The sequence below is a fragment of the Verrucomicrobiales bacterium genome (assembly GCA_016793885.1).
Taxonomy (GTDB): Bacteria; Verrucomicrobiota; Verrucomicrobiia; order Limisphaerales; family UBA11320; genus UBA11320.
The window spans coordinates 21351-28544 of record JAEUHE010000056.1; the positions used below are offsets into that span (position 1 = coordinate 21351).

3 protein-coding genes are annotated in these 7194 nt (G+C 61.6%); all 3 read right to left on the bottom strand.

The features are described from left to right. Positions 1 to 10: 10 nt before the first annotated feature. The 3 genes from JNN07_07555 to JNN07_07565 are packed head-to-tail and all read right to left on the bottom strand — an operon-like array spanning position 11 to position 6683. On the bottom strand, positions 11 to 3577 hold the full coding sequence (locus JNN07_07555) for a FecR domain-containing protein (protein MBL9167582.1): 3567 nt from the start codon (positions 3575 to 3577) through the stop codon (positions 11 to 13). Then, the gene (locus JNN07_07560) at positions 3538 to 4953 is read right to left on the bottom strand and encodes a sigma-54-dependent Fis family transcriptional regulator (protein MBL9167583.1); all 1416 of its coding nucleotides are present in this window, start codon (positions 4951 to 4953) and stop codon (positions 3538 to 3540) included. The genes JNN07_07555 and JNN07_07560 overlap by 40 nt, the downstream gene beginning before the upstream one ends. Further along, positions 4950 to 6683, bottom strand: a complete 1734-nt coding sequence (locus tag JNN07_07565; protein MBL9167584.1) for a hypothetical protein — start codon at positions 6681 to 6683, stop codon at positions 4950 to 4952. The genes JNN07_07560 and JNN07_07565 overlap by 4 nt, the downstream gene beginning before the upstream one ends. Positions 6684 to 7194: the final 511 nt, after the last annotated feature.

A 7194-nucleotide genomic window follows, 5' to 3' on the forward strand; every position in this document is an offset into this window, starting at 1 on the left:
TCGGGTGCCCTTAGAAATTAAGGCGCAGGGAGGTCACGAAGGTGCGTTCCCTAGCCAGTACCGCGTGCGCGCTCAGCGGGTTCAACCGGTAGTCTTGGTCCGTCACATTGACGACACCCAGCCGGAGTTCCGCCTGTCGGCGCGGGAACCTCCATCCTGCGAAGACGCTGTGCTGCCAGAAGCTATCCCCCGGACGAGCGGAGGCATAGCCTTGATTCGATTGATGAAACCAGTCGCTCTCCCAGCGGAGGAAAAACCCGCGTTCGTGCTGGAAGCCGCCGTGGAGTTCGAGGTTGCCCAGCACCGCTCGTTCGTTTTGCTCTAGGCTGGCGACCCCGGGCAATCCTCGGGGGAGTTGTGGGAATCGTCCCGTCAGCTCCGCCTCACTCAGCCGGTACCGAGCGCCGACGGACCACTGCGAGCCAATAAGCTGGTTCACGTACAAGGAAAGGTTGTTCTCGGTGAAGTCCAACGTCTGGAGCGTGGAGGTTGGGATTTGAGGCTCCGGTATCAGCCCCGCATTGGAGAAGGCGCCGACGGTGCGGGACCCGGCGGACTGGAGGCGTTCGGCGCGAACACCGACATAGGTGCGGCTGTCGAAGGATTGATCCAATCCCACACCCCAAGTTTCGAACGTGGTCCCGGGCACAAGTCCGGCCGCGGATTCGGGGATGAGGCTGCGAAAGGAGTGAACGAAGCCGGCGGTCAGTGTTGGCTCCAGGCGCACCGCATCGTCAAAATAGAGCCCGCCTAAGGACCGGGTCCAGGCGGCCTGCAGGCTGCCGTTCTTCCAGGGCGTAAGAGTCAGGCCCAGCTTGGGGGACAGGCGGGTGCGCGACTCCTGGTCCATGGTTATCGGGGGTAGATCGAGATTCTTGGGGTAAGTGAGATGATCGAAGGTCAGACCGGCGGTGGCCTGGATCCAATCGCGGGGTCTCCATCGATAGTATCCATAGGTGCTGACGCGTTGGAGGTCCTGAGCGACGACGTCATGGGTGACGGTTCCGGCGGGACCGCGCGTGAGACGGGCATCGGAGTCCAGGGTGCTTCCTTGATAACGGGCGCCCACGGTCAGTCCGTGATGCTCATATTCCCAGAAATGCTGAAGCTCGGTGGAATGGAGGGTGAATTCGCTGTCCAGTTTGAGGTGGAAGAACGGGTCGCGTGATGCCGCAATGAGGTTGCCCGCGCTGCGTTGGAGAAAGAGGACGTTGGGCTGGGGATCGTCGAGTGAGAGTCGATCCGGCAGGCGGGAGATCAACAAAAGAGTATGGCTCTGGGGCGACCATTCCCGGTGATAGCCGACATGGAGATAAGGGGTTTGCTCCTCCTCCACCCGCAACGTCTGCTTGGCCTCGGCAGGATCGTAGTAACGGGCGATGTCCCCACTCTCGAGGTGGGAAGTTCCGATTTGAAGGTAAACGCTGTCCTGTCGGGTCAAGGGTTGTTTGGCCTGGAGGGAGTAGCCGAATTGTTCCAAGTCGCTGTTAGCTCGCTCGCCCTGCCAGGACGCGATTTGGCTGTCGATGGAGTAGCTCAGTTTGCCGGCTTGTCCGAAAATGCTCAGCGCTTGCAGGCCGTCACCCGGACTGCGGTATTCCGAGTAGGTGCTTACTCCGAAACGTTTGCCTTCGAAGTAATCGAGGCGGTCCTGCGGGGAGAGGATCTGGGAAAGGTTTGCCCCCCCAGGCGGCGCGAGCAGGTTGGCGACCAGCAGTTCGCTCAAGCGAGGGGTTTGCAGCCGCAGATCGTAGGAGAATGGATCCTGGGAGGACTGCAGGCTGCGGGATAGGAACAGATGGCTGGAGGATTGTCCCGGGTCGCTCTCCACCGCCCGACTGGCAGCGCGGATACCCGGCTCTTGAAGGCCCACCTCCTGATACAGCGCAGCCAAGTTGGCATTTCGGATGGCACGATCTTCATCGAGCAGGTTTCTGGATCGGAACAGGCTGCGATTGTCGTTAAGCTGCAGCGAACGTTCCAGATCGCGGATCGCCTCGTTCAGGCGCAGGGCTTGGTGGCGGTGCAGTGCTGAGTAGAGCCAGGCGGTCGGATCGGCTGGATCCAGGTTCTTGGCCCAGCGGAACTCTTTCTCCGCCAGGCTGTGTTCCCGGGTTTGGCCCCACGCCTTGCCCAGGTAACTGCGGAAGATCGCCCGTTGCGGCTCGAGCGCCGCGGCGGCTTGCAGGGCGTCGGCACCGGCTCGCGGATTGCCCAGCGCTTCCTCCGCCAACCCTCGTCCCATCCAAGCGCTGCCGAGCGCCGGATCGATCGCGATGGCTTGATCGAACCAAAGCCGTGCCTGAGCCGGATCATGCTCCTTCAAAGCGACAAAGCCTTCCAAGGTGAGGGCGTGGGCTTGTCGGGGTGACAGTTCGCGAGCCCGGCTCAAGGCTCGACGGCTGGCCGCTGTTTCGCCGAAGCCGAACTCCAACTCGGCGAGCCTCGCCCAGGCAAAGCCGAAATCCGGCGCGACCCCGGTCGCGTCCCGAGCCGCCCTTCGGGCTTCAGGCAACCGCGCGCGAGATTGTTCGTAATACGAGACCGCCAGAAACTCGGTCGCAGTTTGGGGCACGCGCGTCGGAGTCCAATCCCCCATCTCAACGGCCGCAACCAAACCGCGGAGGGCGGACGCCAAGCCTTCATCTGGAGGAAGTTTTTGAAGCAGAGCTTTCGCTGCCTCGATTTTGCCGATCGACAGTTTCACCGCTGCCACATAGAGACGCCATTGGTCCGATGGGGGGACTGGCGGGGGAGGGATCTTATCGTGTGCTTCCACCAGCGCGCCCGTCCGATAGGCTTGGAGGGAGGCTTCTAGAAGGGGTTGCTCGACGGGGGGAAGGTTGAGGTCGTCCGGGTTCAGCACCCCCGGGTAATAAAAAGTCCATTGAATCGTCTGGCGCAACGGAAGCGCTGGGCTAATGGCTGGAGGATTTCCGGGCGAAAGAGTCACACTTTGGCCTCCCACGAGGGTCAGGTCCTCACCGGGCGAGTTCAGTGCAATCGCTCCATCAAAAAGGTGGATACGCGTCATGCCATCGGCTTCAGCGACCTCCAGGAGAAACTCCGTACCCCGGATGGCTCCGGTGGCCAGCGGAGTTTCGAATTCCATAGCGCTCGGCCGCTCGCGATTGAGAAAGAAGAGCTGTCCCCGCCCCAACTTCAGGCGTCGTTTCGGATTTCGCTCCCCCGCTGGCGCCTGAATTTCCACCACGCTCCGTTCGTGAATGCGGACTATGCTCCGATCGGACAGGCGCAGTGTGGCCCGGCTTTCAGCCTGGGTGCGCAGCCGATCGCCTACCTGCAGCAGGTCATGGACACGGGCGGTCTGCCATTCGTTCGAGCCCGACCGACTCCGTTCGACAGTGCCGGTGATCTCTAACAGTTCTGAGGTTGGATGCGCTTCCGCAGCGGAGGCCTCTTTCGGTAGAGCGGCGTTCATCCAGAGGCTGGTCCAGGTCAAGAACGCCAGTGCCAAGGCAACCCGGGCAAGCTTTCGTCGCCCCGCAAGTCCAGCCAGGTATCCGGCGGAACGGCTTAGCGGGAGGGCGGCTGTGATGTGCGTAGCTCGGGCCATTTTTGAAGCCTTCGAAGCAGGGCCTGATGGGTCAGGCCCAGGCGGGTGGCGGTGCGTCGAATGGCTCCCCCTTCTTCTTGGAGCGTGCGTCGGATGAGTTCGTATTCCTGCTGTTCCGGCAACGAGCGGGTGGACGGGCCGCTCATCAGGCCGGCGGCCGGAGTCGATGCCGCGGCGTCGGTCGCCGCTAACGACGACGGGGCCGAGCGCAACCAGGTCAAGTCCAGCGGCATCCACGCCTTCTCCTCCGGACTCCGCAGCAGCGACCTCTCGAGCAGGTTGCGCAGTTCCCGGACGTTTCCGGGGAAGTGATAGCTCCGCAGCGTCTGGAGGTCGTCCGGCAGCAGATGAGGCTTCCGTCGCCCGTACTTGGTGCAGAGTTGGGCGAGCAGTTGCTCCGCCAGCGCGTCGAGATCGGCCAGATGTTCCCGCAGAGGTGGGATGCGGATCGAGGTAACATCGAGACGATACATCAGGTCTTCCCGAAATCGTCCACTGCTCACTTCTTCCTGAAGGCGTCGGTTGGTCGCCGCCACGACGCGGCCGGTGAAGAATCGGGTGGTAGTGCTCCCCAGCGGCCGATACTCACGCGATTCCAAGAAGCGCAGGAGCTTGGCCTGCAGGTTGAGTGGGATCTCCGTCACCTCGTCCAGGAAGAGTGTGCCTCCTTCCGCGGCCTCCGCCAGTCCGATCCGACGCTTCTCCGCCCCGGTGTAAGCGCCTTTTTCACTACCAAAGAGTTCCGCTTCAAACATGTCGGCCGGAACCGCCGGACAATTCAGGGCGAGGTAGGGAGCCCGAGGGTTGGAGGATTCGAACGTCCATTGGTGCAGCGTACGCGCTGCCAGGTCTTTGCCGGTTCCCGTTTCGCCCATCAGGAGCACGGTGGCGGTGGAATGCCGTGCCGCTTGACGGAGCACATGCACCGCGGCCGTCATCGCGGGTGAGGATCCGATCAGCTGTTCGGCATTACTGCTGGGGTGGACGGTTCCCCATCGGCGACGAATGCGGGCGAGGCAGGCTAAGAACTCCTCCTCATTCAGCGGCTTGGTCAGGTAGTCGAACAAGCCGTTGCGGGTGAGTTGGACGGCCTGGCCGAGTTCGGGGGCGCCAGTGATCATGATGCCCACACACTCCGGGTGACGCTGGATGAGCTCAGGGTAGAACTCGAAGCCAGTTCCGTCCGGGAGCTTATTGTCGAGACTGGCCAGCTCGAATCTGTGCCGGGCGATGGCGGCGCGTGCCTCCTGCAGGTTGCAGCAGACGACCACCTCGCCGCCTTCCTCGCTCAGGAGATCGGCGAGCATGGCCGCGAACCCGGCATCATCGTCCACGACGAGGCATTGAAAGGGAGTTGTCAGCTTCGCTGGGGTCATGGCCTTTTTAACCGGAAGAAATGGTTCCTGGAGAACTCGAGCTGGTTGGTGATCCAGACGATGCCCCCAGAGTCCGTGAGAGCGTTGGTGAGCACATTCCATCCCGCGGAGAGTGCATGGTCGGCTGTTTGAACCTGATACTGAAATCCACGAACGGCCGGGAACCCGATCGCGGCTTTAGCTGCGCTCGGATCGACTTGGATCACGGGTGAGGACAGAACCTCGATCTGGGCAAGGTCGGAAGTCACCTGCCCGACCGCGTTCGAAATGGAAACGGAATACGTTCCGGCAGCAGCATCCTGGAGAGCGGGGAGGGCTAGGGCCGGACGGTTCTCGCCGAGGAGCATCGTTCCATCATGATACCACTGGTAGCTGAGCGGGCTCCGTCCAGTGGCCACGACTTGCAAAGCCAGGGTGGCTCCGACCGCCCCAGCCTGGGATCGCGGCGACTCCAGAATAGAAGGTGCTGCGGAAGGGACCGATGGAGAATGCAGCGCGTAGTTGAGTCGAGCGATACCTTTCGCGCCGTTCGCCCCATCGATGACAATCAGATAGGTCTGGTCGGAAGAAGCTGTAAACCCCACCCGGCTGGTGCGGCCATTGGCACCGCTGTTATCATCGCACGCTATGGGGATGAGATCCGCGTAGCTGGTGAGGGGGCCGGCGGAGGTGTACACGGCCAGGAGAGTGTCGTAGTTGCTTCCCTCCGTGTTGATCGTCATCTCGCCGCTATCCGGGGGACGATACGAAAACCAATAGGAAGCCCCTCCCGCGATGCCGCAGTGCGGGGGCTCCAGTGGATCGCGGGTGGCGTAGGTGGTGTTAAAGATTTGTGTGCCGTTGTAACCTCTGGCGAGGACCGGAGCGGCGTCCGCCAGGGACACGCGCCCTGCGGGAGGCAGGCCCATCCAGGAGGCGAGAACCCCGCGATCCTGAGCTGCGTCCTCCAGCTTGTTCTTGGCGAGCGCACTCACTATTCCCTCCGAGTTGATCTGGATCTCCACCGGAGCGCTGAAAAACTTGAAATCATTGACCTCCATGCGCAGGCGGTATCGGCCGACGTTGTGAGGCTGGAAGTTGGAGATGACCAGTGAAGGTCCCTCTTCGTCTGGAATTCTAACATCATTGAAGTACCAGTGGAGATCCAACTTTTCTGTGGACTGGACATCAATGGTAAGGATCAGCGTGTCGCCCTCTTGAATCGCACGATCCCCGGGACGCCGGAGAACCGAGGGTAGCAGATCGGCGGAGGTGAGAAGATCCAATTGGAGCCGGATCTCTCCCGATGCTGCGGCGAAGCCATCCACCGCGATTTCGTAACGTTGTCCGCCACGGACCCCAAATTGGAGCTTGGTGGAGACGGCGTCGTCATCGTCGTCTTGCTCGGCTACGGGTTGGAGGCGCGCGAGCGGCGCGTCGTCACCTGGTTTGAGAACATAGGCGGCCAGCAGGGTATCAAAGCTACTTCCGGCCGTGGTGAGGGTGACCAAACCGTTGGTCGGAGCCAGCCAGGAGATCCAGACGGACTTTCCTCCGGGAGCACCGGCATGGCGGGGTTCCTGGGGTTCACGGGTCGCTCGCGCGTTGTTGCCGCTCACCAGGAATGATTCCCCCGTGGCGGTTTCTCGGCCATTGAACAGGTCCGATAGTTCCAAAGCCCGACCGATCCCTGCCCCGGCAAGGAGGCAGAGCCCACACCCAAGTAGGATCAGTCGGGATCGGTTTACCACAAATTCAGCTTAATGGGTTCCGTTGCGTCGATCAAGGATCGGCGGCTGCAAGTTCCTTGCCATTCTTCATCCATCCCTAGCCCACAGCCTCATCTGACCGTCGACCCCGGCTTCGGGCCGCCACCGTAGGGCAGGTAATCCAATCCTGGGCATCCGGTTTCGGACCAGGCCTCGCCCTAGGTTGGTCCGATTTCGGACCGGCGGACCGCTGTGGTCCTGTCTCTAAACGGAGGAACCGCTCGTGCGCTTCATCTCGGAAGCTTCATCCTATTGGACCAGAGGCAAATGACGGAAAGGGTCTCCAGATCATGACATTTTTGTCATTCGCAGCCGAGGGCTTTCGTCATCTCCCCGAGCCAGGCTGCCCGCATCATTAAACCCGAACTCCGAAGTGGAAAGAGGGTGGTATTGGTGGAAGGGGTTGATGCAATAAGGGTTGATGCAAAGCAAACCTACCGCTCTCCCTCACCAAACCACCCCGACGGAAATTAACGCGCTCTTTGGCAGAGCC

What these genes read in the sequence shown, in the direction of transcription:
- JNN07_07555 (MBL9167582.1), bottom strand. Translation starts at nt 3,577, where the DNA reads ATGGCCCGAGCTACGCACATCACAGCCGCCCTCCCGCTAAGCCGTTCC.
- JNN07_07560 (MBL9167583.1), bottom strand. Translation starts at nt 4,953, where the DNA reads ATGACCCCAGCGAAGCTGACAACTCCCTTTCAATGCCTCGTCGTGGAC.